The following is a 26,692-nucleotide window of genomic DNA, read 5'->3' as shown; positions in this document are numbered from 1 at the left end:
TGAGGATTGCGCGTGGCTTCGCCACGCGCTTTTGTCTGATTCCCTTGCAGGTGAACTCGGGCGTTATGCCGCTTGACTACCATGATCGCTGAACGAGGAGACTGAGTGTCCGAGAAGGAAGCCACCGCCCGCATCAGGATCAACAAGCTGCTCGAAGCAGCGGGCTGGCGCTTCTTCCCGGACGGCAGCGGCCCGGCCAATATCCGGCTTGAGCCCACCGTGGCCATCAAGGCCGCCGACCTCGACTCGCTCGGCGAGAACTTCGAGAAGGCTGAGCGGGGATTCGTCGACTTTCTCCTGCTCGATGCCCGCGGCTTCCCGCTGATCGTTCTGGAGGCCAAGGCCGAAGACAAAGACCCGCTCGTCGGCAAGGAACAGGCCCGCAAGTACGCCCGTTCGCAGAACTGTCGCTTCGTCATCCTCTCCAACGGCAACCTGCACTACTTCTGGGACCTGGAGCGCGGCAATCCTTACGTCATCACCTCGTTCCCGACGCCTGACTCGGTAACCGGCTACAAGCAGGTAACGCCGAATCCGGAAAGCCTGATCGCCGAGCACGTCGCCGACGACTACATCGCGCTGAGCCAGCGCCCGACGTACCAGTCCGAGGCCGGATGGAAGAACGAGGCGGAGCGGTCCGCGTACGTCCAGGCCAACAAGCTGCGATTCCTCCGCCCCTATCAGCTCAACGCCATCCATCGACTCCAGGCAGCCATTCGCGACGGGAAGGACCGCTTCCTGTTCGAGATGGCGACGGGCACCGGCAAGACGCTCACCGCCGCCGCCGTGGTGAAGCTCTTCCTGCGCACCGGCAACGCCCGGCGCGTGCTCTTCCTTGTGGACCGTCTCGAACTGGAAGACCAGGCCAAGAAGGCGTTCGCGGCGCTGTTGTCGGCCGACTTCCAGACCGTGATCTACAAGGAGAACCGCGACGACTGGCGTCGCGCCGAGATCGTGGTCACGACGGTGCAGTCACTGCTCTTCAACAACAAGTACCAGCGCCTCTTCTCGCCGACCGACTTCGACCTCGTGATCTCGGACGAGGCTCACCGCTCCATAGGCGGCAATGCGCGCGCGGCGTTCGACTACTTCATCGGCTACAAGCTCGGCCTGACCGCAACGCCTCGCGATTATCTCCGTCGCTTCGACGCGAACAACCCTGGCACCCGAGATCCGCGTGAGGCCGAGCGCCGCCTGCTTCTCGACACCTACCGCACCTTCGGCTGCGAGAGCGGGCAGCCGACTTTCCGCTATTCCCTGCTCGACGGCGTGAAGGACGGCTACCTGATTAACCCGACGGTGGTGGACGCGCGAACGGAAGTCACCACCGAGCTGCTCTCCGACGAGGGCTTCATCGTCTCCTTCACCGATGACACCGGCGAAGACCAGCAGGAGGCCTTCAAGCAGCGCGAGTTCGAGAAGCGCTTCTTCTCCGACGCCACCAATGCCGTCTTCTGCAAGACCTATCTCGAAAACGCCCTGCGTGATCCCGTCAGCAGCGAGATCGGCAAGTCCATCGTCTTTGCGGTCAGCCAGAACCACGCGGCCAAGCTGGCGCAGATGTTCAACCTGATCGCGGACCGCATGTTTCCGGGCAAGTATCAGTCCGACTTCGCCGTGCAAGTCACGTCACTGGTGCCCGATGCCCAACAGTTCACCATCAACTTCGCCAACAACAACCTGCTCGGCTCCGGCAACTTCATCCCGGCCTACAAGACCAGTAAGGCGCGCGTTTGCGTGACGGTCGGCATGATGACCACCGGCTACGACTGCACCGACCTCCTCAACCTCGGCCTGTTCCGCCCTATCTTCTCGCCCACGGATTTCATCCAGATCAACGGTCGCGGAACGCGCAAGCACAACTTCCTGGAGCAACTGTTCGACGATTCGCTGCGCGAGAGCATCGCTCAGCCGCAGAAGACCGCCTTCAAGCTCTTCGACTTCTTCGCCAACTGCGAGTACTTCGAGGACGAGTTCAACTACGACGAGGTGCTGAAGCTGCCGCGCCCGACGGACAAGCCGCGCGAAGAGGATGGTGGCACCGGGCCTGTCGTGTACGAGGGCACGTACGAACACCTCGGCGCCGACATCCTCGCGTCCGTGCGGGAAGAGACGATCGGCTACGAAGGCATGAAGATCGACCGCATGTTCTTCGAGCGCTTCGAAGACACCGTTCGTGAAGATCCGATCATTGCCGCCGCCGTCGAGGCCGGCCAGTGGGATCGCGTCATCGACTACGTCAACCGCGAGGTCTTCGACAAGCCCGAGGAATTCTACAGCCTCGACAAGCTGCGCAAGGCCGCCGCCGTGGACCGACGCATCGCGCTGCGCGAGATCCTGGAGAAGGTCTTCGGCCTGATCCCGCGTTTCAAGAGCAAGGACGAGCTGCTCGAAGAGGAGTTCGCCAAGTTCGTCGCCGACCACGTGCCCGAGCCGCCGTCGGCGATACCGGCGATCAAGCATTACTTCAAGGCTTACGTCACCAGCGGGCGCGTGCGCGACATCATCGACCAGCGCCAGTTCACCGATCTGGCCACTAACCCCGTGTTCTCGACCCGCGACTTCCGCGCCGTGCCCGAGCCGTTCCGCACGCTCGTGCCGGAGTACGTCAAGGACTACGTATCCCTCAACCAGTTCGCCACGTGAGAGGGTCCATGGGCGCGAAACGCAAGGCCACCGTGAGGCAGGCGAAGGCCGTCGATCCCCTCGCTCCGGCCGTGGCTTCTCCGTTCGCAACGTCTGGCAGATGAAGGCGTTCTACTTGGCCTGGCCGACTCTGCAGACGGTGTCTGCAGAATCCGACCTGGTCCCGATCGCCGCTAGCTTTCCACTGCCTTGGTCAGCGTACGTTCGCCTTCTGGCACTCGACAACGAGCACGCCAGGACCTTCTATGAGACCGAAGCCTTGCGCGCCGGCTGGTCCGTGCGTCAGCTCGACCGCCAGATCCAGTCCCAGTTCTACGAACGCACGGCCCTCTCTCGGAACAAGTCGGCGATGCTCGCGAAGGGCGCGCGCCCGCAACCCAGCGATCCTACGCGACAGAACACTGGATGCACGACGGAGAGAATCCGCCGGTGGGTCTGATCCTTTGCGCCCAGAAGGACGAAGCCCTGGCCCGGTACGCGCTCGGTAACCTGCCGAACAAGGTCCTCGCTACCGAGTACCGTACGTTCCTGCCCGACGAAAAGCTGATCGCGGCTGACCTGCAGAAGACGCGGGCGATGCTGGAGCGCCGCGGAATCACGGAACGCGGACGCTCAACGAAGACACGAAAGAAGCTGAAATAGATGCTCGACACCAACACCAAACGCCGCATCGACACCGCCCGCGACATCCTCGTGGGCAAGGTGCCCGACCCCAAGAGTCAGGTCGAGCAGATCACCATCGCGCTGATCTACAAGTTCATGGACGACATGGACCTGGAGGCCGAGGAGCTGGGCGGCAGCCGCAAGTTCTTCGCCAACGGCTACGCCCGCTACGGCTGGGCGAAGCTGATGCGCTCGGGGCTCGGCGGCCACGAGACCCTGAACCTCTACGCCGAGGCCATCGCCAAGATGCCGGAGAACCCCGGCATCCCGCCGCTCTTCCGCGACATCTTCAAGAACGCCTATCTGCCCTACCGCGACCCGGAGACGCTGCGGGCCTTCCTCAAGATCATCGACGAGTTCGAGTACGACCACTCCGAGCGCCTGGGCGACGCTTTCGAGTACCTGCTCTCGGTGCTGGGCAGCCAGGGCGACGCCGGCCAGTTCCGCACCCCGCGCCACATCATTGACTTCATCGTCGCGGTAGTGGACCCGAAGAAGTCCGAGGCCGTGCTCGACCCCGCCTGCGGCACCGCCGGGTTCCTGATCTCGTCCTTCAAGCACATCCTCAAGGACAACACCGATCAGGACGGCAACAGCACGCTCACGCCCGACGAGCGCGGGCGGCTGGCGGCCAACTTCAAGGGCTACGACATCTCGCCCGACATGGTGCGCCTGTCGCTGGTGAACCTGTACCTGCACGGCTTCACCGACCCGCACATCTACGAGTACGACACGCTCACCAGCCAGGACCGCTGGAACGAGTACGCCGACGTCATCCTCGCCAACCCCCCGTTCATGTCGCCGAAGGGCGGCATCAAGCCGCACAACCGCTTCAGTGTGCAGAGCAAGCGCAGCGAGGTGCTGTTCGTGGACTACATGGCCGAGCACCTCACGCCCGGCGGCCGCGCCGGCATCATCGTGCCGGAGGGCATCATCTTCCAGAGCCAGACCGCGTACACGCAACTGCGCAAGATGCTGGTGGAGGATTACCTCGTCGCCGTCGTCTCGCTGCCGGCGGGCGTGTTCAACCCGTACTCCGGCGTCAAGACCTCGATCCTGATTCTCGACAAGGCGCTGGCGAAACAGACAGACCGCATCGGCTTCTTCAAGATCGAGAACGACGGCTTCAACCTCGGCGCCCAGCGTCGCCCCATCGACAGGAACGACCTGCCCCAGATCCGCGCCGAGATTGCCGAGTACCTGCGCCGCCTGCGCGCGCGGGAATCGGTGGAGGATTTCACGCCGACGCTCGGGCTCGTAGTGCCGAAGGAGAAGATTGCAGCGAACGACGACTATAACCTGTGCGGGGAGCGGTATCGGGAGAATGGGACACGACTCTTATCGTTCCCGACCGCACCGCTTGGTGAGCTGTGTGACCTAATCGGTGGAGCGACTCCATCCAAACAAAACGAACGCTATTGGACAAACGGCTCTGTGAAATGGATTTCGTCAAAGCACATTGACGACCGTGGGAATATCACTGCTTTCGAACTGATTTCGAACGCGGCAATTCAAGAGACTTCGACGCGAGTCGCACCCAAGGGCTCAACGATCATCATCACTCGCGTGTCCGTCGGGAAGTATGCATTCGCTGACGATTACTATGCTATCAACCAAGACCTCACGGCCCTTGTTTCTCAAGACGATCAGCGCCTTGCGCCTGCGTTCTTGTTTGTCGCGGCCAACCACATTGCTCAGGTCGTTGAAAAAAGCGCCCAGGGCATCGGAGTACGCGGAGTCACGAGAAGCTTTCTTTCGGACCTCCACATTCCCATTCCGCCGCTGGATGTGCAGAAGGAGATTGTGGCGGAGATCGAGGGCTACCAGAAGGTCATCGACGGCGCCCGCGCCGTCCTCGACAACTACCGCCCCCACATCCCCATCCACTCCGACTGGCCGATGGTGCCGCTAGAAGCGGCGTGCGACATCCAACGAGGTAAGTTCTCGCACCGACCAAGAAACGAGCCCCGCTTCTACGGCGGCGAGTATCCATTCATCCAGACGGGCGATGTGGTTCGCGCCGCGAACGGTGGAAAGATCACATTCACGCAGACCTTGAACCAAGAAGGTCTCTCCGTGAGCAAGCTCTTCCAGCCGCCCGTCGTTGTCATCACGATTGCTGCGAACATCGGGGACACCGCCGTTCTCGATTTTCCGTCCTGTTTTCCCGACAGCGTGGTCGCCTTGATTCCGAAACCGGGGACAGACGTCCGCTACTTGGAAGTCGTTATGCGTACCAAGAAGCAGCACCTCAACGATGTTGCCCCGCAATCGGCACAGAAGAACATCAACATTGAGATTCTAAAGACCGTTGAAATCCCCCTCCCACCGCTTACCACGCAGCAAACCATCGTCGCGGAGATCGAGGCCGAGCAGGTGCTAGTCGCCGCCAACCGCGACCTCGTCGCCCGCATGGAGGAGAAGATCCAGGCCACCCTCGCCCGCATCTGGGGCGAGGAGCCGGAGAGAAGCGTGCAATGATCGAGTCCATCCGCATCGCCCAAGTCGCTACCTATGGCGACACACCAGTAGAGATGGCCGGCCTATCGCAGTTCAATTACGTATACGGCTCAAATGGTTCCGGAAAGACGACGATCAGTCGTATCATTGCCGATGAAACCGCTTATCCGACCTGTCAAACGACGTGGAAGGGCGGCACGAAGCTGCAAGCGTTGGTGTACAACAGCGACTTCGTGGAGCGGAACTTCAATCAGTCCACCGAACTGAAGGGCGTCTTTACGCTTGGCCAGGATCAAGCTGAAACGCTTGCCAGGATCACGGCGGCAAAAACCGAGCGTGATCAACTCACGGCAACGATAGAAAACCTGACCCGTACCCTTCGTGGGGATGACGGCGCCGGTGGCAAGACGGGTGAGCTTGCCACCCTGGAAAATGGCTTCAAGGCCAAATGCTGGGCGCAGAAACAGAAGCACGATGCGAAACTCCAGGGTGCCTTCGAGGGGTATCGGAACAAAGCGGAGAACTTCAAGACTAAAGTTCTCCAGGAATCAGGCTCCAATCAGGCCGCCCTCCAGCCGCTGGCGGACCTGGAGAAGAAGGCCGAAACCATCTTCGGTCAAACTCCCACCACCGAACCTACGATTGCCTCTATCGACACGAGCAACCTCCTGGCCCATGAAGGGAATCCCATTCTGAAGAAGCGGGTGATTGGCAAGGATGATGTCGATATCGCCGCAATGATCACAAGACTGGGAAACAGCGACTGGGTCCAACAAGGGCGTTCGTTCTACGAAGTCAATGATCGGACGTGCCCGTTCTGTCAGCAAAGCACGGACGAATCGTTTGCTCGGAGTCTGAACGAGTACTTCGACGAGACGTTCACGGCGGACAGCAAGGCGATTGACGGTCTCGTAATCAACTATACAACCGAGTCCGAACGTGTTCAGCAACAGCTTGCGGCAATTATCGGATCGCCATCCAGGTTCCTCGACGTCGAGAAGCTGAAGTCCGAAAAGGAGCTGCTTGATGCAAAGATCACGCTCAATAATCAGCGCCTCGCGGGAAAGAAAAAGGAGGCAAGTCAGGTAGTTGAGTTGGAACCGCTCGGCAGCGTCGCATTGGCGGTCACAGCGTTGATCGACTCTGCAAACAGCAGTATTGCGGACCATAACAGAATGGTTGCCAACTTGGGGGCGGAGCGCAAATCGCTGACAGCACAGGTATGGAGGTTCGTGCTTGAAGAACTGAAAACCGACCTCGCAGCGTTCAAGACGGCGAAAGATGGGCTGAGCAAAGCCATATCCAACCTCAATGACCAGATCGCGACGGCAACTCAAGAGAGGAGCCAGAAAACCACTGAGATACAGAACCTGGAGAAACAGACAACAAGCGTTCAGCCGACGATCAACGCAATCAACGCTCTGTTGTCCTCGTTTGGCTTCCATGCCTTTGCGCTGGCCAAGGCAGCGAACGGCACCTCCTACAAGCTGGTTCGTCAGGATGGTACCGATGCCAAGACCACGTTAAGCGAAGGCGAGAAGAACTTCGTCACCTTCCTGTATTTCTACCACCTGTTGAAGGGGAGCCACCAGGAAAGCGGCATGACTGCCGATCGAGTGGTCGTGTTCGACGATCCCGTGTCGAGCCTCGACAGCGACATTCTGTTCATTGTGGGAAGCCTCATCAAAGGACTGTTCGAAGAAGTCCGTGGCGCCTCCGGGCACGTCAGGCAGGTTTTCGTTCTTACCCACAATGTGTATTTCCACCGGGAAATCACGTTCAACCCGAGGCGAAGCAAAGATCAGGCGATGAATGAGGAAACCTTCTGGGTAGCCAGAAAATCCGGAGCCGTATCGATGTTGGACGGTCATTCAACCAATCCGATCAAGACTTCCTACGAATTGCTGTGGTCTGAAGTGAGGAATCCGAATCGCTCGTCGCTGACCATTCAGAATACCCTCAGGCGAATTCTTGAGAACTATTTCAAGATTCTGGGCGGGGTTGATCCGGACCAGATCTGCACAAAGTTCGAAGGGAAGGAGAAGTTGATCTGCAAGTCATTGTTCTCTTGGGTGAACGCGGGTTCTCATCATGCCCTGGACGATCTCTTCGTGTCGAGTGCTGAGGCGACAGTTGATGTGTACTTACAGGTCTTCATGGAGATCTTCAGGAAATCGGACCACTGGGCACATTATCGGATGATGATGGGAGACGCGTACGTAGAGGAATCCGTCTCGGAGCGTGAAGAGTGAGCATTGTCGTCGAGAAGCGGAGCCGAGACGTGCATTGAAGATTCTACGAGCGTGAGGCATGGGAACGCGGACTCGAGGAAGTCCTTCTTGGTGGGGTGGTCGAGCGGTATAGACCTGGCGTGCAGACCCAGCAGATCGGCAAGATGGCGGACATCACAGCGGAAGACTGCCGGACCGTAGAGGCGGCCATGACGAAATGCTCCAGGTGGCTTCCCGGCCATGACCAGGCAGCTGCGGCGCGAGCGGACATCCCTGACCCTGGTGCTCTCAAGGCCGACATCGAGACCCTCGAAAACTGGGTGAACGGTATCCGCAGGCGTCGTCAGTGAATCAGGTACGCGATGAAACGCGCCATCACAACCGGTTGCAGCGGACGGTCCGCTGCGCGGCCCGCCGCTGAACCGTAGCGTTGTTAGGCGGAACCAGACGACCGAAGCGACGAACAGTTTGGGGGTTCGCATGGGACGGGTGGAACGCATGCTCGCAGTGGTCTGCTTGGTGGCAAGTGCGTGCAAGGTGCGCGTTGACTTTCCAGCAAGCGCAGAGCGCTTTGACGTCCCGCCCGTGTACGTGACCTGGTGGGATATGACGGAGGCGTGTAGCGGGATATCGGGGAGCTTTGATCGCATCGAGTTGTACCGGGCGCCGCTGGCGGCGGTACAAGCCCGTGCCGGGTCTCAGGCGTTGGCGTACTATGACTATGTCGCGAGGCGCATCGTTGTCGGGAAGGACTTCGTGTACGCGGGCCGCGTCGTGCGCCATGAGATGCTCCATGCGCTTCGCGGACGGTCCGGGCATCCAGCGCGAGAGTTCCTTGATTCCTGCGGGGGAGTCGTGGATTGCTCGATTGAGTGCGTCGAAGCACCAAACGAGCGGACGCTGCGGCAGAACCTTTCCGTTCTTCCACCCGAGTCGTTAGCTGTTGAGCTCGTGCTTGATCCGCCATTACCGAGTCGGGCAATCGATGGCGGCCACTTTCGAGTCATTGCGACGGTGCGCAATCCGCAGCCGACGGCCATCCGGACAACGGCCGGTGACGGCTTTGCTCTACAGCTCCTACGCGGGGATGAGCGGTTGGGCGGATCTGTTCCAACTGCCGATCCACGCTTAGCGGAGTTCGCGGCCAACGAACAGAAGCGAATGGTCTTCGATCTGGCGCTCGACGTTCCTCGCCCGCGCCTCCAGTTGTCCGCAGGGGTTTACGAGGTCCGTGTCAGATTTGGCACCCACTGGAGCGCTGCACGTGTGGTATCGCTTCCTCCGTAGGTCCGCCGAACGGTAGTTGGGGCACACGGTCGGGCTATCGTGCTCTCGCTCCCCTCGCTCTATTTCATCCGGCGCAGTCCAACATTTGCGTTAGTCGGCGCCGAGAGGAGGAGCGCAACATGAGCGAACCGACGCTACAAGCTCAGATCGATGCGGCGCACGCGTACGAAGCGCTGTTCGTGCCCGCGCTGTTCGGGCAATGGGCTCCAAGAGTCGCAGACGCCGCGCAAATCGAGCCTGCTCAACGAGTATTGGATGTTGGGTGCGGCACAGGGATCCTTGCGCGTGAAATCGAATCGCGAATCGGATCAGTGGGGCGTGTCGTGGGAATTGACCCGAGTCCCGGAATGCTTGCGGTAGCGAAACAGCTCGCGCCAGTCGTCGAGTGGCGAGAGGGAGTCGCCGAGTCACTCCCGTTCCCTGATCAATCCTTCGAGGCTGTCGTGAGCCAATTCGCGCTCATGTTCTTCACCGACGGGCGTAAGGCCCTTTGCGAGATGCTTCGCGTCCTGACTCCCGGAGGACGGTTAGCCGTTGCGGTCTGGGACTCTCTCGACAACATACCCGCCTACGCGTCCGAGGTAGCGCTTCTGGAGCGGATGGCGGGTCGGCAAGCGGCCGATGCCTTGCGTGCGCCGTTTGTGCTCGGCAATCGGAAAGATCTGGCCGCGTTGTTCCTGGAAGCCGGCGTGACTACAGCCGGCATCACCACCCATCACGGGACAGCGCACTTCCCCAGCATCCGGGCCATGGTCGAAGCCGACCTCAGGGGCTGGTTGCCGGTGATGGGGGTCATCCTGACCGAGGACCTGATTGGCCGCATCCTCCAGGACGCCGAGCAGGCGCTCAGTTCCTACGCGACCGCCGATGGACGAGCTGCGTTCCATGTGTCGGCGCAGCTCGTCACCGCGCAGAAGCCTTAGTATGTTGTGCGGTGCGTCGTCTAACAACCGCATGCAGCAGATGGCACTACGCGCCGCCGCTGATGCTGAGCGTTGGGCTGACACTGTTTCGATGATGGGCACGTACAAACGGGTGATTTCGCCGGAGCGACTATGTTCGAACGGGCCGAGAGTCTCGGAAGCCAGATCAGCTTTGCGCTCGGCGCCGTGTGGGCCGTTGCCGGCGCGGGGAAGCTCCTCTTCGGCGAGCGTATCACGATTCCAATTCTCCCCGCACTCGATCTGACGCACGTCGATGGCCTCGGAGCGATCGCGGTCGCGTTAGGGTGTTTTGCGGCTGCCGCCTGGATGGGCCGCCATGCCACGACGCTACCGGTCGAAGACGTCACCGTGCGCACGAATAGTGCGCATGATTCAGGGTCCCCACCCGCCGCTTCCGCCGGATCCGAGGACGAGAGGAAGCGGCTGCGCGCGCATGAGCCAGTTGGCTATCGCGTCTCCGAGACACGTGCGACTCCAGAGAGCGAGCCGCTTCCGGCGCGCACCGTTACGCCGCGTCCCTCGTCGCGAGAACGCAGATGATTCCGTCGTCCTCGGGCCCGCCACGGCGGCGCCCCCCAACGTCCGGCGTCGCAGCCGCTGAGGCGCCCGAACCTTCACCACGGCACGTTCCCCCGACGGCGCGGCGTGACCCTCGCGACGGCACCATGCTCGGGTTCCTGCGGTGGGCTGAGCTACAGCGTTGAGGATGTAGGATAGGTCGACCGTCGCATGCACCCCGTGCGTTGTCGAGAATTCGACGCTCACATTCGCCCCAGGATCGACGATCGTCGTGCCGGCAATCGTTGCGGGATGGGGAACGTCACGTCGGCAACGGAGCGCGGACCTATCCGACAACCATCGTTAGATGGCACCACGCGCTCGTTGCCGGGTAAGCTCCCGACGTATGCTACCCAACCGCCTGATCGCTCAAGCATATCTCTCCCGTGGCGCGCAGCTATGGCTGGTCACCCGGGTGACGCTGTCTGGCGTCTTCCTCCTCGCTGGAACCGATCCGCTCCAGCTCTCCGGCGCCGCAGTCGTCGGAATCAGCCTACTCAGCGTCGTGTTGAGCTTCCTCGAGACTTGGCGACGTCGAGAAAGCGCACTTCTTGCCAACTTGGGCATTCGTCCGCTCGTCGTCGGTGCATGCTTCGCCTGGCCGGCCGTCTTTGGCGAGATCGCGTTGCATCTTGGGGGAGCGGCTTTTCGATGAAACCCATCCTCGCGGCGGAAACCGTTGTCAAATCGTTCGGAGATCGCCGCGTACTCACGTCCGCGACACTCCGCGTCGTACCCGGGGAATTGCGTGTTCTGTTTGGCCGCAACGGAATCGGCAAGTCGACGCTGCTCAAGATTGCCGCGGGCCGGGTATCGCCAGACAGCGGGGCGATTCACTTTGCTGGGCGCGTGTACCTGTCGGTCCGTCTCGCGCAGTTGGCCACCGCCGGCCTGTTCTACCTTCCTGACCATGACTTCCTCTCGACTGCGTTTACCGTCCGGAGACAGCTCGAGATGATCCGCCTCCAGTTTGGTGGAGGCGACGTGTTGGAGGCGGCGACGCGGATGGGCATCGTGGCACATCTGGACAAGCGTCCGTTCGAGTTGTCTGGCGGCGAATTGCGGCGAGCCGAGCTTGCGGCGGTGCTCGTGCGGCGGCCGATTTGCCTGCTTGCCGATGAGCCCTACCGAGGCATCGCCCCGAAGGACGCGGAAGATTTGACGAGAACGTTCACCGGTCTCGCGGTCAGCGGGGTAGCGGTGATGATTACCGGTCATGAGGTGCCGACGCTGCTCGACGCCGCGGATCATGTCAGCTGGTGTACCAGCGGTACCACGTATGAGCTTGGGCCGCCGGCTATTGCCGTGCAGAATCCCGCGTCTCGGAGAGAGTACCTCGGATCGTGGTTTCACTCGCGTGCCATCTGACGATCGTTGCAGTGCAACTGTGAGGCACTAAAGCCATGAAGCTGAGATCCCCGCACCGCCGATGGCCCGCTGCGTATGCATGCAGCGGACTTGCAGCGATTCTTGCGATCAGCGCCATTGCGCAGTTGGCAAGCGCCGCCGGGGTGTCAACCACCGTCGTACCCGCTTCTGGACGCGGTCGGTCTATTGAAGTGTTGGTGTGGAGCCCGTGCGCGGCGGCCCCATCCGAGCTGCAGATGGGCCCTTATCTCGTTCGCGCTACCAAAGACTGTCCAGTGGCGGGGCGCTCCCTTCCTTTAGTCATTATCTCGCACGGCCAGGGAGGCACACGCCTGGGGCACCACGACACTGCCACCGCCTTGGCAGACGCAGGTTTCCTGGTTGCAAGCTTCAACCATCCTGGCGACACCTTCGGTGACGACGCCTTAGCCAGCGAAGTCGGAATATTCGAGTCGCGCCCTGCCGATGTTTCCCGCGTGATTACCCACATGCTGGAGCAATGGAAGGATCGTCAACTCGTAGACGCGCAGTCGATCGGTGTATTCGGCTTCTCGCGTGGCGGGTACACCGCCTTGGCTCTCGTTGGTGCAGAGCCAAGCCGATCAGCCAGCGCCGAGCGCTTCTGCGGCTCTTGGCGATCGTTTCTCATCCCATTCTGCCGCAAGCTCGGCAACGAGGCTGTGAGGTTGACGGCGCGTGCCGATTCGCGCGTCAAGGCAGTCGTTGCAGTTGACCCCTTGAACCTGTTCTCTGCGTCGAGTCTCAAGGGGGTAAAGGCGCCTGTGCAACTCTGGGCTTCAGAGCTCGGTGGTGACGGTGTAGCGTTGGCGCATACGCAGTTGATTCAGCGATGGCTGCCTACGCCTCCGGAGTACCACATGGCTAAGGGGGCGGGTCACTTCGTCTTTCTTGCGCCATGTCCTGAGGAGCTTCGGAAAGAGGCTCGCAGGATCTGCGAGGATCCCAGCGGAGTCAGTCGCGAGAGTTGGCACGCTTCCATGAATCGAGCGGTAGCCGCCTTTTTCACAAGGACGCTGCGTACAGGGGTCAAGTAGTTCGCAGCGCATCGCGGACGCGTGCAGCCTATCCCTCGCTCAAGCTGACCCGCAACGGCAGGCGCTGTAAGCCCGGGCCGCGGCACATGGTGCATCATTGCAGCTCGGGTCTACTGCAGCTGCCTCCGCGGGCAGCTCAGATCGAACGTTGAGAACGTAGGATGCGCCGTATCCGGGGCAGGCGACCGCGCGATACGCGACGTTCTCCTCGGAGTGGTGACGGATCGACGAATGGCGCGCTCCCCACGGAGCGGCAGGCCTCGCGCGGCGCCCGATGGCGCGCCGCCACCTCCGTTAGGCGACGAACCCGGCGTGGGTGCTCTCGCGGACCTCGGCGCCCATCTTGTCGAGCAGCACGTTGCCGGTACTGCGATGGACCTTCGTCGCCATGAACGGTCTCTTCAGCGGTTCTCCCGCTTCCTGATACGATCCCGATACCGCTTCGCACCCAGCTCCAGATCCAGCCGCGCCGCCTGCTGCGACTACTTCTTGACTGACTTCAGCACGTAGATGGCCTCTGCGAAGCGAAGCGGTTCGTACAAAGTTCGCGGCGGAAGGAATGACGAAGGGCCATCCGGCGCGCCTCCTGGCGGAGAGCGACGTGCTCAACGCCGCCGTCGATGCGCGCACCCGCAATCTCGTTCGGCCTGCGGTGCCGGGGACCACCACCATCTCCGAGGGGCGTGAGCCGGGAGATGGTCCGCTGACGGGCGAGGGGCCGCAAGCTCTCCCCCTTGGTCCTCGAACGGGTTGGTCGTGGGGTGGTGGTAGAGAAACGAGGGTGTGCTGGAGTTGCAACAGAGTGGATGGGGGCGGGGAGGGGCGTTATCGTGGGAAGGAGAAAGCTGCGTCTCGGCCGGTGTTGCGGGTAAGAGCTGGGTGGGGTAAGACTGTTTAGTTACTGCACTCTGGAGGTGGAGGGATGAGGAGGACGATGAAGACTGTGAAGCGGGTCCGGTTCGCATCACTTGTGCTCGGCCTCGCGACCGGAGTGCCGGGCGCGCATGCGTTTGCTCAGCGGTGTTCGGCGCCGTCGAAACCCTACTTCGAGTTTGAGGTTGCCCAGCCCGCGACCTTCATCGCCGACTCCACCGTGTCGCCACGTCCTTCGCGACGACGGGCCGCGACCGCCGCCGCCGAACTCGCACTCGTGCAGTTCGTCGTCGACTCGAGCGGGGTGCCCGATCCACAGAGCTTCAAGGTCCTTGTCGCCAACGATCGCGACTTGGTGTCGACGGGCCGCGCGGTGCTCGCCCGATGGCGGTTTCGTCCCGCGCGCCTTCACGGGTGCGCTGTTCCACAGCTCGTTCAGACACCGCTGGAGCCGTGAACGCGCGACAGGAGAGTTTGCAGATTAGCGTCGCCGGGCGCAGTCCGCCGCGTGACGTCGCCGCTCCGCGCGATCGATATTGTGCGGCTGCAGCCTACGTTACGCCTCGGAGCCGAGCATGATGCGCGACTACCTCGAGCCCATAGCACGCGAAGCTCGACAGGATGTTGCGCGACTCGCCGCGCTAGTGTGGGTCGCATCGCTGACAAGAGCGTATGGACTCGGCGTGACCGTCCAGAGTAGTTCACTCCGCGCGCGCCGCGTGCAACGCGGCTTGCAGGTGATCGCTAAGCGTTAGGTAACCTCCCCAACCTTCATGAGCCGACGTCATCCTGCACTCGCGCTCCTCCTCCTCTCCATCGGCAGCTGCGACAGCCTCACGGCGCCGCTCCCCCGTGGCGCTGTGCGATTCGACCCGCCTGCGGTATACCAGTGGTGGTGGACGCTCACGCAGTCGTGCTCCCGCCTGACGGGCTCCATGCGCGACGTCAGCTTCTATGTGGTGCCTGGCGCCGCCGAGATTCCCTTGGCAGATGGACACCCAGTCTCGGGGCGATGGGACGACGGGGCCAACCGCATAGTCCTCGCCGGCAATGCACAGCTGCACGGTTCCCTCGTACGCCACGAAATGCTGCACGCCTTGATGCGCAACGGTGATCATCCGCGCGAGATGTTCATTGGGCGCTGCGCGGCAGAGGTGGTGTGCATCGACGACTGCATCGTAGCGGGCGGCCGTCCGCCGCCGCCGGACCCGACAGCAGTTCATGTACCCTCCGACTCGCTCCGCGTCAGCGTCGAGGTGACGCCGCCACAACCACAACGCGCGATCATGAATGGTCATTTCATGATGATCATTCAGGCCCGCAACGAAACGCCTCAGGCGCTGATCATCGACCTCGCTCCGTCCGGCGACGCTGGGCCACCACGCAGTTGGGGATTCAAGCTCGTTGGCAACGGTGGTAGCCAGTGGTACGACCTGCGAGCCGATGTACCTGAGGTTGTGCGTTTTGCCCCGTTTGAGGTGAAGCGCTTCATCTTCGATTTCCGCGTGCACGCCGGCGGCGCGCACTACTACGACCTTGCGCCGGGCACCTATCGCTTCAGTGGCGTGTTCGGAGAGAACTGGGCAGCTGCGCCTCCGATCGTGACTTTGCTGCCATAGGTGCTTCACCCAGCCGTCAGCCACAAACCACGCACCGATCTTCCCACGTCCGACCCCGCGACGGCCACTCTTCGCGCGAGTGAGCGCGCGATGCGTGCGGGTGACCTGCGCCCCGTCACAATCGATCAGCCGAGGCGACGCCCTTACGGCGCGCCCGCGCAAATGCCATTCTCATGCAATCGCGGCCCAACGCCCCCAGGCCGCATGACAACGTCACCACGCCCCCCCGCCAACTCCGTCCGCAACGCGCACTCCCTTCCTCCCGTGCTCACCGCTCCGCGCACCATGCGATCGACCTTCCGTACGCTCGCTACCACCATCGCCGCGTCAGCGTTCCTCGCCGGCTGCACGCATCGCGCGATCACGCCGGCACCGGCGGCGCCCGCCGCGGGATTGGCCGCAGGACAGGCACTCGGCATTGCCTCTGTCCCCAACCTGCGGGACGTCGGCGGTTATGCCACCACCAGTGGTGCCGTGGTGCGGCGCGGGCTGCTGTATCGCTCCAATCAGCTCAATCCGATCAGTCCCGACGACCGGGACAAGCTCGCCCAGTTGCGGCTCAAGAACGACTTCGACCTGCGCACGTCCGAGGAAGTCCGACTCCGGCCGGACCAACTGCCGCTCGGTGTCGTGTATCATCAGGTGAACGTGCTGGCCGACGCCGACATGACTGCCATTTTGCAGCTGTCGGCTCTCCTGCGCGAGCCAAGGAAGGCCAACGATGTGCTGCGCAACGGCACGTTGAAGGCGACGTACACGCAACTATACCGCGACGTGGTCTCGCTGCCGAGCGCGAGGCAATCGTACCGAGAGCTGTTCGTGTCGATCAGCCACGCGGACCAGCTTCCCGCCCTCTTTCACTGCACGGCGGGGAAGGACCGCGCCGGCTGGGGGGCGGCGGCGTTCCTCACGTTGCTCGGCGTGCCTCGGGAGACCGTCATGGCGGACTACCTGCGCAGCAACGACAACATGCTCCGCGCGAGTAGGCCGCAGATCGATGCGTTCGTTGAGGCGGGCGGCGACCGGTCGCTGGCAAACTCCATCTTCGGCGTGGAGCCGGAGTACCTCGAGGCCGCGTTCGACGAGGTGCAGAAGCGCTACGGGACCATCGAGCACTACTTCGCGGAAGGGCTCGGGATAGACGCCGCCGGGCAGAAGAAGCTGCGGGATGTCTTCCTCGAGAAGCGCACGAAAGGAGCGCGCCCCTCCTGAGTGGATCCCGCGCGATCGAGGGTGGCTCGGCACACCGCGCACCAAGTCACTGCCGCAAGCCCTCGAGCTCCGCATCGTGCTGCGGGACGTCGAGCCCGAGATCTGGCGACAAGTCGTGGTGCCCGACGTGTTCTCGCTCGATGTCCTTCATCGAGTGCTGCAGGAGTGCTTTGGGTGGATCTGTCGCAGCGCCTCTCAACCGAGGCACAGACGAGCACATGAATCTCCGCACCGTAACATCAGCGATCGCACTTGCCTCCGCCCTCCAGGCGGTGCCCTCGGCGGCCCCCGCCCAACCCCCCACCCCCACGCGCATCGTCGTCAACGGCGCGGAGCTGCACTACATCGAACAGGGCCAGGGCGAGCCGCTCATCCTGCTGCACGGCGGGCAGGGCGACTACCGCATGTGGGGACCGCAGATGGCGGCGTTCTCGCCGCAATACCGCGTCCTGTCGTACAGTCGCCGGTATCACTACCCGAACGACAACCCGCCGCGTGCCGACTACTCGCCACTCCTCGATGCCGACGACCTGGCGGGCTTCATCAACCAGCTCGGGCTCGGACGCGTGCACCTGGTGGGGACTTCGATCGGAGCCTTCGCCGCGCTCGTCCTGTCGCTCAAGCACCCCGAGCTCGTGCGCTCGATGGTGCTGGCCGAAGCGCCGCTCCTCGCCTGGGCCGCGTCGTCGCCGACCGGCGCCCCCCTCTATCGCGACTTCATGGCCCGCACGCACGAGCGCGCGGCGCCGCTCTTTGCGCGTGGCGATGACGAGGGCGGGATGCGGGTCTTCATCGATGCGTTCGATGGCGAGGGAACGCTGGATCGCCTCCCCCCGGAGCGCCGGCGCACGGTGATGGACAACGTGGGATACTTCCGGGCGATCACGGCCGCCAGAGATCCCTATCCCAACCTGTCGAAAGAGGCGGTGCGCGCGTTAGGCATGCCGATCCTCCTGATCCACGGCCAGTCGACGAACCCGGTGAACCTCTTCCTCTCCGACGCGCTCAAGGAACAACTCCCGCGCGCGACGCGCGTGGTGATCCCGCAGGCCGGCCACGGATCGCCGCGACAGAACCCGGCGGCATTCAACGCAGCGGTGCTCGACTTCCTGCGCTCGCTGAAGTGAGCGCCGGGCGTTCGCTTGCGTGCGTCGCAGGCTAGCCGAGCACCGGTTTCTCCCCAAAGAACGGCTGCTGGTACAACCGCTTCCCCGTCGCCTTGTACATGGCGTTGGCAATCGCGCCGAAGATGGGTGGGAAGGGCGGCTCACCGAGTCCGGTGGGGTCGACCTCGCTCTTCACGAAATGGACGTCGATCGCCTTCGGCGCCTCGCGCATCCGAATCATGCGATAGCTGTCGAAGTTGGTCTTCTCCGGCGCGCCGTTCCTGAACGTCATCGTGCCAAACAGCGCGTTGCCGATGCCGTCGATGACCGCACCCTGGACCATGTTGGTGGCGGCGTCGGCATTGACCACGATGCCGCAGTCGATGGCGGAGGTCACCTTCTGCACGACCGGCCTTCCATCCTCGATGGTCAGGTCCAGCACGTGCGCGGCATAGCTCTCGTGGCAGAAGTAGGCCGCAACGCCGCGGTGCACGCCGGCTGGAGGAGTTGCCCACGCTGACTTGTCGCGCACCATCTCGAGCACGCCGATGTAGCGATCGGCTTCGTACTCGTTGCCGGTACCCACCGGTTTCGCCATCGCGCGCTTGAGCAGGTCGAGACGGAACTCGATGGGATCCTTCCCCGCTGCCTCGGCGACCTCATCGAGGAACGACTGCTCGGCCCCCGCGATGAAGTTGGAGCGCGGCGCCCTGAAGGCGCCGACGGTGATGTTCGACGGAATCGACCAGTCTTCGGCCAGGTAGTTGTCGACAGCCCCAGCCGGGAAGCGATTGGCGAAGAGCGGGCTCTCGGGGACGCCACCAGCCTTCACGTGCAGGGCGATGAGCGTGTTGTCCGCGTCGAGCGCGGCGCGGTAGGTGGCATGATACGCCGGGCGATAGATCCCGGTGCTCATGTCGTCTTCGCGCGTGTAGATCAACTTGACCGGTGCCTTCACCCGCTGCGAGATGAGCGCCGCTTCGATGAGGTAGTGCGAATAGGCGCGCCGTCCAAAGCCGCCCCCCATGCGCGTCATCTCGATGTCGATCTTGTCCGCGGGGACTCCCAGCCGCGCGGCGAGCGTTGGCTCGACGAAGCCCGGCGCCTGCAACGGACCGGCAACCTTGACGCGGTCGGCGGTCACGTGGGCGAAGAAGTTCATGGGCTCCATGCAGTTGTGCGCGAGGAAGGGCGCCGTGTAGCTGCGCTCGATGACCTTGGCCGCGCGCTTGAAGGCGCCGGCGGGGTCGCCGTCCTTTCGCACCACACGCCCCGGCCTGGCCGCCAGCGACTCCATGCGCGCCTGGTGCGTGGCCGTGTCCTCCAATCCCGCGGGGACGGTCACGGTCGCCTTGTTGCCGAAGCCGGCGACGACGAAGGAGGCGCTCGGCGCGGTTTCCCACGACACCTGCAGCGCCTTTTTAGCCTTCATCACCTCCCACGTGCTGCGCCCCACCACCACCACCAGCTCCGGGAAGGCGTTGACGTCGAAGGGGCCCCGCTCCTGATCGTTGGGCAGCGTGCTGATCGTGAAGACGTCGGTGATGCCGGGCATCGACCTGACGGCGGCGTCGTCCACCGACTTGGGGCGCATGCCAAACGCCGGCGGATGCACGATCATGGCGATCAGCATCCCCTCCGCCTGATAGTCCATCCCGAAGAGCGGCTTCCCTGTCACGATCTTTCGCCCTTCCACGTTCTTTCGCGACGTGCCGATGATCGTGAAATCCTTGACCGCCTTGAGCGGCACGTCCTTTGGCACCGGGAGCTTGGCGGCGGCGGAGGCCATCTCTCCGTAACGCGCCGACTTGCCGCTGGCGGCGTGCTTCAGGACACCGGCGGCGGTCGTGATCTCCTCGACCGGGACGTTCCACGCCTGTGCCGCGGCCGATCGCAGCATCTGGCGCGCGGAGGCGCCGGCCGTGCGCAGCGCCTTCCACTTGCTGGAGACGCCGCGGCTCCCGCCGGTGAACTGCCCAAACATGGCGTCGGGAAACTTCGCGGGATCGTGCGGCGCCTGCTCCACGACGACATCCTTCCAGTCGACATCGAGTTCGTCTGCCACGACCATCGGCATCGACGTGATCACGTTCTGCCCGAACTCCGGGTTGGGCGACATGATGCTGACGACGCCGTTCTCCCCGATCTTCAGGTAACTGTTGAAGTCGAACCATTCCTTCGGAAGGGTCCGAAGCTCCTCGTCGGTCGGCGTGCAACCGGCCAACCAGCTGAAGCTGAGGACGAGACCACCGCCGGCCAGCGCCGTGGTCTTGAGGAATGAACGTCGGCTATACGTCGTGCTGACGATGGGCATGTCAGTCGTGGCTGGCGTCTCGCGATCCATACGTCACTCCGCGGCCGACTTGATGGCGGCCTTGATGCGCAGGTAGGTGGCGCACCGACAGATGTTGCCGCTCATCGCGGACTCGATATCCGCGTCGCTCGGCGTGGGATTGCTGTTGAGCAGTGCGACGGCACTCATGATCTGTCCGGCCTGACAGTAGCCGCACTGTGCCACATCGTGCTCCAGCCACGCCTTCTGCACGGCATGGTCGCCGTCGTCCGACAAGCCCTCGATGGTGGTGATCGGCTGGTTGCCCACCGCGGAGACCGGCAACGTGCAGGAGCGCACGGCGACCTTACCCAAATGAATGGTGCAGGCGCCACACTGGGCGATCCCGCATCCGTACTTGGTCCCCAGCAGCTTCACATGGTCCCGAAGGACCCAGAGCACGGGCGTGTCGGGCGCCACGTCTACCTTCTGGGACTTGCCGTTGATCGTGAGGTCGTAGATCGCCATGACCGGAACGGGATGAAAGCGACAGTCGGATGCTGTTGGTGGGCCGCGGGACTCCTGCGAACATCGTGCACGCCTCGGCACCGGTCAAGCGCGCCGCCATTGCCGAGTCCCCTGCAGGCAGGGCGATGCGCCAGCGACGCGACGAAGCCCTCCTTGCGCCACGCGCCATAACCGGGAGCTTAAGGCCGCCAGCCTCACCCATCACGAGCCTCCCATGACGGATCGCACCCGCGCGCGCCGCGCGCTCCTCGCCGCAGTCATCGCCCTCTCCATCGCCGCCCCGGCCGCAGGCGTGCAGGCGCAAGGCGTCGCCCAGCACCCGCGCGTGCAGGAGGCACTCACGGCCTATGAGAAGTGGCTCGATGCCCAGCGCGCCTGGAAGCGGATCCCGGGGGCGTCGGCGGCGCTCGTCGTAGACCAGGACGTGATCTGGCAGGGGGGAAGCGGCTACATGGACGCCGAGCGGAAGATCCCGGCGACGGCGAACACCGCGTACAGCATCTGCTCCATCTCCAAGCTCTTCACCAGCATCGCCACGTTGCAGCTGCGAGATGCGGGAAAGCTCCGCCTCGACGACCCGGTCTCCAAGCACCTGCCCTGGTTCACGCCCAAGTCTCGTTATGCAGACGAGGGGGCGATCACCGTCGAGGGGCTCCTCACTCACGCCTCGGGGCTGCAACGCGAGCTCGCCGACACGCTGTGGCTGGAGCCGGCGATGATGTTTCCCTCCTTCGACGAACTGGTAAAGGGGGTGAAGGACCGCGAGGTCGAGTATCGCCCCGAGCGCTACTTCCAGTACTCGAACCTGGGCTTCACCCTGCTGGGCGCTGTCGTGTCGGCGGTCTCGGGCGAACCGTGGAGCGACTATGTCACCTCGCACATCAACGCCCCGCTGGGCCTAACGAGCACCTTCACCGAGTACCCGGCGGCGGCGCGGGGCAAGACGCTGGCCATCGGCTACAGCGCCGCGGAGCGCGACGGGAGCCGTCACGTCATGCCCCCCTACCAGACCAAGGCGATGGCGGCGGCAGCGGGCTACGCGTCGACGCCGCTCGACCTCGCGAAGTTCGCCGCCTGGCAGTTCCGCGTCCTCGCGGGAAATGGCGCCACGGGCGGGAGCGCCATCCTGTCCAAGCCCACGCTCCGCGAGATGCAACGCGTGCACTTCACCGATCCCTCGTGGGAAACCACCTGGGGACTTGGCTTCGAGGTCTGGCGCAAGGGGGAGAAGACGTTTGTGGGGCACGGCGGGAGCTGCCCCGGCTACCGCACCCAGCTCACGCTGCAGCCCGAGGACAAGATCGCCTCGATCGTGATGACCAACGCCGGCGACGCGAATGCGACGTCGCTCGCGCAACAGGGGTACGAGTTCCTCGCCCCCGCGCTCAAGGAGGCACTCGCCGACACGGCACGCGCACTCAAGGCGGCCGATGCATCACTCGACGCGTACATCGGGACGTACTGGAGCTTTGGCGGCGAGATGGAGGTGATTCGCTGGAAAGGCGGGCTGGCGACGATGCACGTGCCGAGCGATGAGCCGGTGAAGGGGATCACCCGTTGGAAGAAGATCGGCGACGATGCCTTCCAGGAGATCCGGAAGGACGGCGAGGGCGGCGAGATCATGCGCTTCGACCGCGGGAGCGACGGGAGGGTGTTCCGGGCGCGGACAAACTATATGATGCGGCGGATCAGGTAGCGGGGCGGCGGTCGAGTGATCGTGCGGTGCGGTGCGTGCCGGTGCAGCCGCCGGTGAACAGGCTGGGCATTCGTCGCCGCGGCAGGACTATGGCGAGCATCGCGTGATCGCCCTTGGCCTCGCTGACGGCATCCCGCTCACCGTCGTGTTCACCGATCGGATTGCCGCGGACGGTTCCATTGTGCGCCGCGTGATCAGTGCCCGAGTCAGCAGTCGCAAGGAGCGCCAGCGTTATGCCAAGAGTCTCGAAGCGATCTGCCCGCAAGACGACGCCGACACAGGGTCGCGCTGACCTCGCGCGTTTGCGCCGTGTCTCCGACGCCGAGATTGCCCGCACGGCGCCGGTCGAACTGCGGGACCTGCCAGACGATTTCTGGTCGGAGGCGCGGGTGGTTGTGCCGGTGGCGAAGGAGGCCATCTCGATTCGGCTCGACAGCGACGTGATCGCGTTCTTCCGAGCGACGGGGCCCAAGAAGAAGCCGGGCTGCGGACTCACGTAGGCGTGCCCCCAGCGGTTGAGGATGACCCCCGCGACGTCGCGCCGCGGGTCGAAACCGCCAGGTGCAAACATGTCGCCCAGCTGCTGGGCGATGGTGCGCTCGTAGTCGCGGAAGGCACACGGCCCTCCCCGCGCCTTCGACCCTCGCTGTCGTACCACGCCATCGCGCCGTGCGGTGCCTTCGCCTGGCCGCGCTCGAGTCTAGTCGCCGCCCTCGCCCCCCGCTGGCAACTGCGGAACGCCGGTGCTTCCGCCCCCCATCAGCAATCCCTGCTCCGAGTACAGCCCCAGCTTCTCGCGCGTGTCCATGATATCGAGGTTGCGCATGGTGAGCTGGCCGATGCGGTCCGCCGGCGTGAAGAACGCCTCCCCCTTCTCCATCGTCAGGCGCTCGGGCTTGTAGGTCAGGTTGGGGCTCGTGGTGTCGACGATCGAGTAGTCGTTGCCACGGCGCAGCTCGATGGTGACCTCGCCGGTGATGGCGCGCGCGACCCAACGCTGCGCCGAGTCGCGCAGCATGAGCGACTGCGAGTCGAGCCAGCGCCCCTGGTAGAGGAGACGCCCGAGCTTGCGCCCGTTGGCGCGATACGTCTCGATCGTATCCTCGTTATGGATGCCGGTGACTAACCGTTCGTAGGCGATGTACAACAGGGCGAGCCCCGGCGCCTCGTAGATGCCGCGACTCTTGGCCTCGATGATCCGGTTCTCGATCTGGTCCGACATGCCGAGTCCGTGGCGCCCGCCGATCGCGTTCGCCTCCATGAACAGCGCCAGCGGCGTGGCGTAGCTCTGCCCGTTGATGGCGACGGGCATCCCCTCCTCGAAGCGGATCGAGACGGTCTCGCGCTTGACCTCGACCTCGTCACGCCAGAAGGCGACACCCATGATGGGCTGGACGATCATGATCCCCTTGTTGAGGAACTCGAGGTCCTTCGCTTCGTGCGTGGCGCCGAGAATGTTGGAGTCGGTGGAGTACGCCTTCTCCACGCTCATCTTGTAGTCGAAACCGGCCTTGATGAGGTACTCCGACATCTCGGTGCGCCCGCCCAGTTCGTCGATGAACTGCTGGTCGAGCCACGGCTTGTAGATGCGCAGCGACGGGTTAGTCAGCAGCCCGTAGCGATAGAAGCGCTCGATGTCGTTCCCCTTGAAGGTGCTCCCGTCGCCCCAGATGTTGACGTCGTCCTGCTGCATCGCCGCGACGAGCATCGTCCCGGTGACGGCGCGCCCGAGCGGCGTCGTGTTGAAGTATGTCTGCCCGGCGGTGGTGATGTGGAAGGCGCCGCACTGCAGTGCCGCCAAACCTTCGGCCACCAGCTGTTCGCGGCACTCGATCAGGCGCGCCTTCTCGGCGCCGTACAGCATGGCCTTGCGCGGGATCTCCTCGTAGTCGCTCTCGTCGGGCTGCCCGAGGTTGGCCGTGTAGGCGTAGGGGATCGCGCCCTTGGCGCGCATCCAGTGGAGGGCGGCGCTGGTATCGAGTCCGCCGGAGAAGGCGATGCCGACCTTCTCGCCGACGGGGAGTCTTTGGAGGATATTGGCCACGGGTGCTCGACGTCGAGGTTCTGAACGATGCGAACCTCGAATTTACCTACGTCTGGCCACCGATTCATACCCTCGCCCCTTTCCGGAGAGGGCAGGTCACCCGTGTCGCGTCGCCACGTCCTCGAATCGGTCGGTGGGGCGGCGGCCATGGCGTCGCTTCCGGTGCCGGAGAGGGGTCAGCGGCGCCGTCCATCTCGAGAGCTAAGGCACGAGTGATTGGCAGAACCGCCGCCCACCGTCCCAGCGGAAGCTGGGATCCATTTGCCGTGGCGTTGCACCCGATCGGTCGCGTGCGGCGCCGGGGTTGGCGATGGAAAAGCACGACACGGAGGATCGCGGAGGATTCATGGAGGATCACGGAGGATTCGCTGAGCGATCACGGAGGAAGCGCCGAGGCGCGAATGAGTGCCAGAACCGCCGCCCACCGTCCCAGCGCAAGCTGGGACCCATTTGTCCTCGCGTTGCACCCGACCGGTCGCGTGCGGCGCCGGGGTTGGCGATGGAAAAGCACGACACGGAGGATCGCGGAGGATTCACGGAGGATCACGGAGGGATCACGGATTCGCGGAGCGATCACGGAGGAAGCGCCGAGGCACGAACGAGGACCAGAACCGCCGCCCACCGTCCCAGCGGAAGCTGGGATCCATTTGCCGTGGCGTTGCACCCGATCGGTCGCGTATGGCGCCGGGGTTGGCGATGGAAAAGCACGACACGGAGGATCGCGGAGGATTCACGGAGGATCACGGAGGATTCGCGGAGCGATCACGGAGGGATCACAGAGGATTCGCTGAGCGATCACGGAGGAAGCGCCGAGGCACGAGTGAGTGCCAGAACCGCCGCCCACCGTCCCAGCGCAAGCTGGGACCCATTTGTCCTCGCGTTGCACCCGATCGGTCGCGTGCGGCGCCGGGGTCGGCGATGGAGAAGCTTGACACCGTGCATCACGGAGAACGGCAGTGCCGAGGTCTTCCCCGTGTACCTCCGTTCCTCCGTGTGTCCCCCGTGTTCAAAGCTTTTGGAACTACCAGCATCGCAACCACTGCCACGAATGCGGGGCGTCATCGTGAAATGGCTTTGTACCTGGCCGGCAAGACGTGCGCGCGAAAGCGCTGGATGCGGGCGATCGATCAACGGGGTTCACCAACTCAAACCCTTGAACACGGAGTAGCTGTGTTGAAAGCCAAGCGGTGGTGGCCACGTCGAACTGCCATCGCTGCTCTCTCCTGAGCATTGCGTTGAGGATCAGGGCGCGTCGCGGCACTCCTTCGTGCGCCTCCGTGTCTCCTCCGTGTCTCCTCCGTGACGAATTTGTGTTGTTGCGATCACGGACGCCCGAGGCAGCCGATCGCAGGTGTGCCGAGGACAAATGGATCCCAGCTTTCGCTGGGAAGATGGGCGTGGGGGCTGGGTTCGGCGCATCGTGGCATTTCTTCGTGTGCCACCGTGTCTCCTCCGTGTCTCCTCCGTGTCTCCTCCGTGAGCCTCCGTGTCGAGCTTGTGTTGTTGCGATTACGGACGCCCGAGGCAGCCGATCGCGCGTGTGTCGAGGGCAAATGGATCCCAGCTTTCGCTGGGAAGGTGGGCGTGGGGGCTGGGTTCGGCGCGTCGTGGCATTTCTTCGTTTGCCACCGTGTCTCCTCCGTGAGCCTCCGGGTCTCCTCCATGTCTCCTCCGTGTCGCCTCCTGGTCTCCTCCATGTCTCCTCCGTGAACCTCCGTGTCTCCTCCGTGAACCTCCGTGTCTCCTCCGTGAACCTCCGTGTCGAGCTTTTGCTGTTGCGATCACGGACGCCCGAGGCAGCTCTTCGCGCGTGCGTCGAGGACAAATGGATCCCAGCTTTCGCTGGGAAGGTGGGCGTGGGGGCTGGGTTCGGCGCGTCGTGGCATTTCTTCGTTTGCCACCGTGTCGTCTCCGTGAGCCTCCGTGAGCCTCCGTGCGCCTTCGTGCGCCTTCGTACGCCTTCGTGCGCCTTCGTGCGCCTCCGTAAGCCTCCATGCGCCTCCTGTAGTGGTTCACCGGAAATCGCACTTTCGGGCGATCTGAGCGAGTGACACTCTTCCCTCGACCGGCGAGTGGCCGGGACGCGAAGGGAGGCATGCCATGAGCGAGCAGACCGGCAGGGCGAAACCT

20 protein-coding genes and 1 pseudogene are annotated in these 26,692 nt (G+C 63.6%); 18 read left to right on the top strand and 3 right to left on the bottom strand.

Features of this window, described 5'->3' with window-relative positions:
- Positions 1–105 precede the first annotated feature (105 nt).
- The 15 genes and pseudogenes from IT359_18340 to IT359_18270 all read left to right on the top strand — a co-directional run bounded on the left by IT359_18340 (position 106) and on the right by IT359_18270 (position 18,043).
- Positions 106–2,646 (top strand): DEAD/DEAH box helicase family protein, encoded by a 2,541-nt coding sequence (locus IT359_18340; protein ID MCC6930956.1) that lies wholly within the window; start codon positions 106–108, stop codon positions 2,644–2,646.
- Positions 2,647–2,746: 100 nt separating this feature from the next.
- Positions 2,747–3,085 carry a hypothetical protein gene (locus tag IT359_18335; GenBank protein MCC6930955.1) on the top strand — a complete coding sequence of 113 codons (339 nt, stop codon included), beginning with the start codon at positions 2,747–2,749 and terminating at the stop codon, positions 3,083–3,085.
- Entirely contained in the window at positions 3,052–3,288 is a 237-nt protein-coding gene (locus IT359_18330; protein MCC6930954.1) for a DUF1016 family protein, read from the top strand. The genes IT359_18335 and IT359_18330 overlap by 34 nt, the downstream gene beginning before the upstream one ends.
- Positions 3,289–5,790 (top strand): N-6 DNA methylase, encoded by a 2,502-nt coding sequence (locus IT359_18325; protein ID MCC6930953.1) that lies wholly within the window; start codon positions 3,289–3,291, stop codon positions 5,788–5,790. It begins immediately after the preceding gene.
- Positions 5,787–8,021: an AAA family ATPase gene (locus tag IT359_18320; protein MCC6930952.1), complete on the top strand. Its 2,235-nt coding sequence runs from the start codon at positions 5,787–5,789 to the stop codon at positions 8,019–8,021. Before IT359_18325 ends, IT359_18320 begins: the two co-directional genes overlap by 4 nt.
- A 119-nt stretch (positions 8,022–8,140) precedes the next feature.
- Positions 8,141–8,350: a hypothetical protein gene (locus IT359_18315; GenBank protein ID MCC6930951.1), complete on the top strand. Its 210-nt coding sequence runs from the start codon at positions 8,141–8,143 to the stop codon at positions 8,348–8,350.
- Positions 8,351–9,406: 1,056 nt separating this feature from the next.
- Positions 9,407–10,210, top strand: a complete 804-nt coding sequence (locus tag IT359_18310; GenBank protein ID MCC6930950.1) for a methyltransferase domain-containing protein — start codon at positions 9,407–9,409, stop codon at positions 10,208–10,210.
- Between the two features lie 925 nt (positions 10,211–11,135).
- A complete protein-coding gene (locus tag IT359_18305) occupies positions 11,136–11,444 on the top strand; it encodes a hypothetical protein (protein MCC6930949.1) in 309 nt (102 codons plus the stop codon).
- Positions 11,441–12,157 carry an ATP-binding cassette domain-containing protein gene (locus IT359_18300; GenBank protein ID MCC6930948.1) on the top strand — a complete coding sequence of 239 codons (717 nt, stop codon included), beginning with the start codon at positions 11,441–11,443 and terminating at the stop codon, positions 12,155–12,157. The genes IT359_18305 and IT359_18300 overlap by 4 nt, the downstream gene beginning before the upstream one ends.
- A 236-nt stretch (positions 12,158–12,393) precedes the next feature.
- On the top strand, positions 12,394–13,212 hold the full coding sequence (locus tag IT359_18295) for a prolyl oligopeptidase family serine peptidase (GenBank protein ID MCC6930947.1): 819 nt from the start codon (positions 12,394–12,396) through the stop codon (positions 13,210–13,212).
- 934 nt (positions 13,213–14,146) lie between these two features.
- The gene (locus tag IT359_18290) at positions 14,147–14,542 is read left to right on the top strand and encodes a hypothetical protein (protein MCC6930946.1); all 396 of its coding nucleotides are present in this window, start codon (positions 14,147–14,149) and stop codon (positions 14,540–14,542) included.
- A 478-nt stretch (positions 14,543–15,020) separates the two neighbouring features.
- On the top strand, positions 15,021–15,704 hold the full coding sequence (locus IT359_18285; protein ID MCC6930945.1) for a hypothetical protein: 684 nt from the start codon (positions 15,021–15,023) through the stop codon (positions 15,702–15,704).
- A gap of 204 nt (positions 15,705–15,908) precedes the next feature.
- The gene (locus tag IT359_18280; protein MCC6930944.1) at positions 15,909–16,916 is read left to right on the top strand and encodes a tyrosine-protein phosphatase; all 1,008 of its coding nucleotides are present in this window, start codon (positions 15,909–15,911) and stop codon (positions 16,914–16,916) included.
- Positions 16,873–17,094: pseudogene (locus IT359_18275) on the top strand (hypothetical protein). Before IT359_18280 ends, IT359_18275 begins: the two are co-directional and overlap by 44 nt.
- A 40-nt stretch (positions 17,095–17,134) precedes the next feature.
- Positions 17,135–18,043 (top strand): alpha/beta hydrolase, encoded by a 909-nt coding sequence (locus tag IT359_18270; protein MCC6930943.1) that lies wholly within the window; start codon positions 17,135–17,137, stop codon positions 18,041–18,043.
- A 31-nt stretch (positions 18,044–18,074) separates the two neighbouring features.
- On the opposite strand, the gene IT359_18265 is transcribed toward IT359_18270, so the two are convergent.
- Together IT359_18265 and IT359_18260 are read right to left on the bottom strand one after the other, a co-directional pair.
- Entirely contained in the window at positions 18,075–20,336 is a 2,262-nt protein-coding gene (locus tag IT359_18265; protein ID MCC6930942.1) for a xanthine dehydrogenase family protein molybdopterin-binding subunit, read from the bottom strand.
- Between the two features lie 33 nt (positions 20,337–20,369).
- A complete protein-coding gene (locus IT359_18260; protein ID MCC6930941.1) occupies positions 20,370–20,816 on the bottom strand; it encodes a (2Fe-2S)-binding protein in 447 nt (148 codons plus the stop codon).
- A 220-nt stretch (positions 20,817–21,036) separates the two neighbouring features.
- Between IT359_18260 and IT359_18255 the strand changes: the two genes are divergently transcribed.
- The 3 genes from IT359_18255 to IT359_18245 all read left to right on the top strand — a co-directional run bounded on the left by IT359_18255 (position 21,037) and on the right by IT359_18245 (position 23,018).
- Positions 21,037–22,518 carry a beta-lactamase family protein gene (locus tag IT359_18255; protein ID MCC6930940.1) on the top strand — a complete coding sequence of 494 codons (1,482 nt, stop codon included), beginning with the start codon at positions 21,037–21,039 and terminating at the stop codon, positions 22,516–22,518.
- Positions 22,519–22,621: 103 nt separating this feature from the next.
- Positions 22,622–22,810, top strand: a complete 189-nt coding sequence (locus tag IT359_18250) for a BrnT family toxin (protein ID MCC6930939.1) — start codon at positions 22,622–22,624, stop codon at positions 22,808–22,810.
- Positions 22,811–22,820: 10 nt separating this feature from the next.
- Positions 22,821–23,018 (top strand): BrnA antitoxin family protein, encoded by a 198-nt coding sequence (locus IT359_18245; protein ID MCC6930938.1) that lies wholly within the window; start codon positions 22,821–22,823, stop codon positions 23,016–23,018.
- 200 nt (positions 23,019–23,218) lie between these two features.
- Here IT359_18245 and argG read toward each other — a convergent pair whose 3' ends face one another.
- A complete protein-coding gene (gene argG / locus IT359_18240; protein MCC6930937.1) occupies positions 23,219–24,562 on the bottom strand; it encodes an argininosuccinate synthase in 1,344 nt (447 codons plus the stop codon).
- Between the last annotated feature and the right edge of the window lie 2,130 nt (positions 24,563–26,692).

The organism is Gemmatimonadaceae bacterium, assembly GCA_020852815.1.
GTDB lineage: Bacteria > Gemmatimonadota > Gemmatimonadetes > Gemmatimonadales > Gemmatimonadaceae > SCN-70-22.
The sequence above is the reverse complement of the archived record's forward strand: the minus strand, read 5'-3'. Positions and strand labels throughout refer to the sequence as shown.

Excerpts from the sequence above, each read along its gene's own strand:
- IT359_18335 (MCC6930955.1), top strand. The coding sequence starts at position 2,747 with ATGAAGGCGTTCTACTTGGCCTGGCCGACTCTGCAGACGGTGTCTGCA.
- IT359_18330 (MCC6930954.1), top strand. The coding sequence starts at position 3,052 with ATGCACGACGGAGAGAATCCGCCGGTGGGTCTGATCCTTTGCGCCCAG.
- IT359_18325 (MCC6930953.1), top strand. The coding sequence starts at position 3,289 with ATGCTCGACACCAACACCAAACGCCGCATCGACACCGCCCGCGACATC.
- IT359_18320 (MCC6930952.1), top strand. The coding sequence starts at position 5,787 with ATGATCGAGTCCATCCGCATCGCCCAAGTCGCTACCTATGGCGACACA.
- IT359_18310 (MCC6930950.1), top strand. The coding sequence starts at position 9,407 with ATGAGCGAACCGACGCTACAAGCTCAGATCGATGCGGCGCACGCGTAC.
- IT359_18305 (MCC6930949.1), top strand. The coding sequence starts at position 11,136 with ATGCTACCCAACCGCCTGATCGCTCAAGCATATCTCTCCCGTGGCGCG.
- IT359_18300 (MCC6930948.1), top strand. The coding sequence starts at position 11,441 with ATGAAACCCATCCTCGCGGCGGAAACCGTTGTCAAATCGTTCGGAGAT.
- IT359_18295 (MCC6930947.1), top strand. The coding sequence starts at position 12,394 with ATGGGCCCTTATCTCGTTCGCGCTACCAAAGACTGTCCAGTGGCGGGG.
- IT359_18290 (MCC6930946.1), top strand. The coding sequence starts at position 14,147 with ATGAAGACTGTGAAGCGGGTCCGGTTCGCATCACTTGTGCTCGGCCTC.
- IT359_18285 (MCC6930945.1), top strand. The coding sequence starts at position 15,021 with ATGCGCGACGTCAGCTTCTATGTGGTGCCTGGCGCCGCCGAGATTCCC.
- IT359_18280 (MCC6930944.1), top strand. The coding sequence starts at position 15,909 with ATGACAACGTCACCACGCCCCCCCGCCAACTCCGTCCGCAACGCGCAC.
- IT359_18270 (MCC6930943.1), top strand. The coding sequence starts at position 17,135 with ATGAATCTCCGCACCGTAACATCAGCGATCGCACTTGCCTCCGCCCTC.
- IT359_18265 (MCC6930942.1), bottom strand. The coding sequence starts at position 20,336 with ATGCCCATCGTCAGCACGACGTATAGCCGACGTTCATTCCTCAAGACC.
- IT359_18255 (MCC6930940.1), top strand. The coding sequence starts at position 21,037 with ATGACGGATCGCACCCGCGCGCGCCGCGCGCTCCTCGCCGCAGTCATC.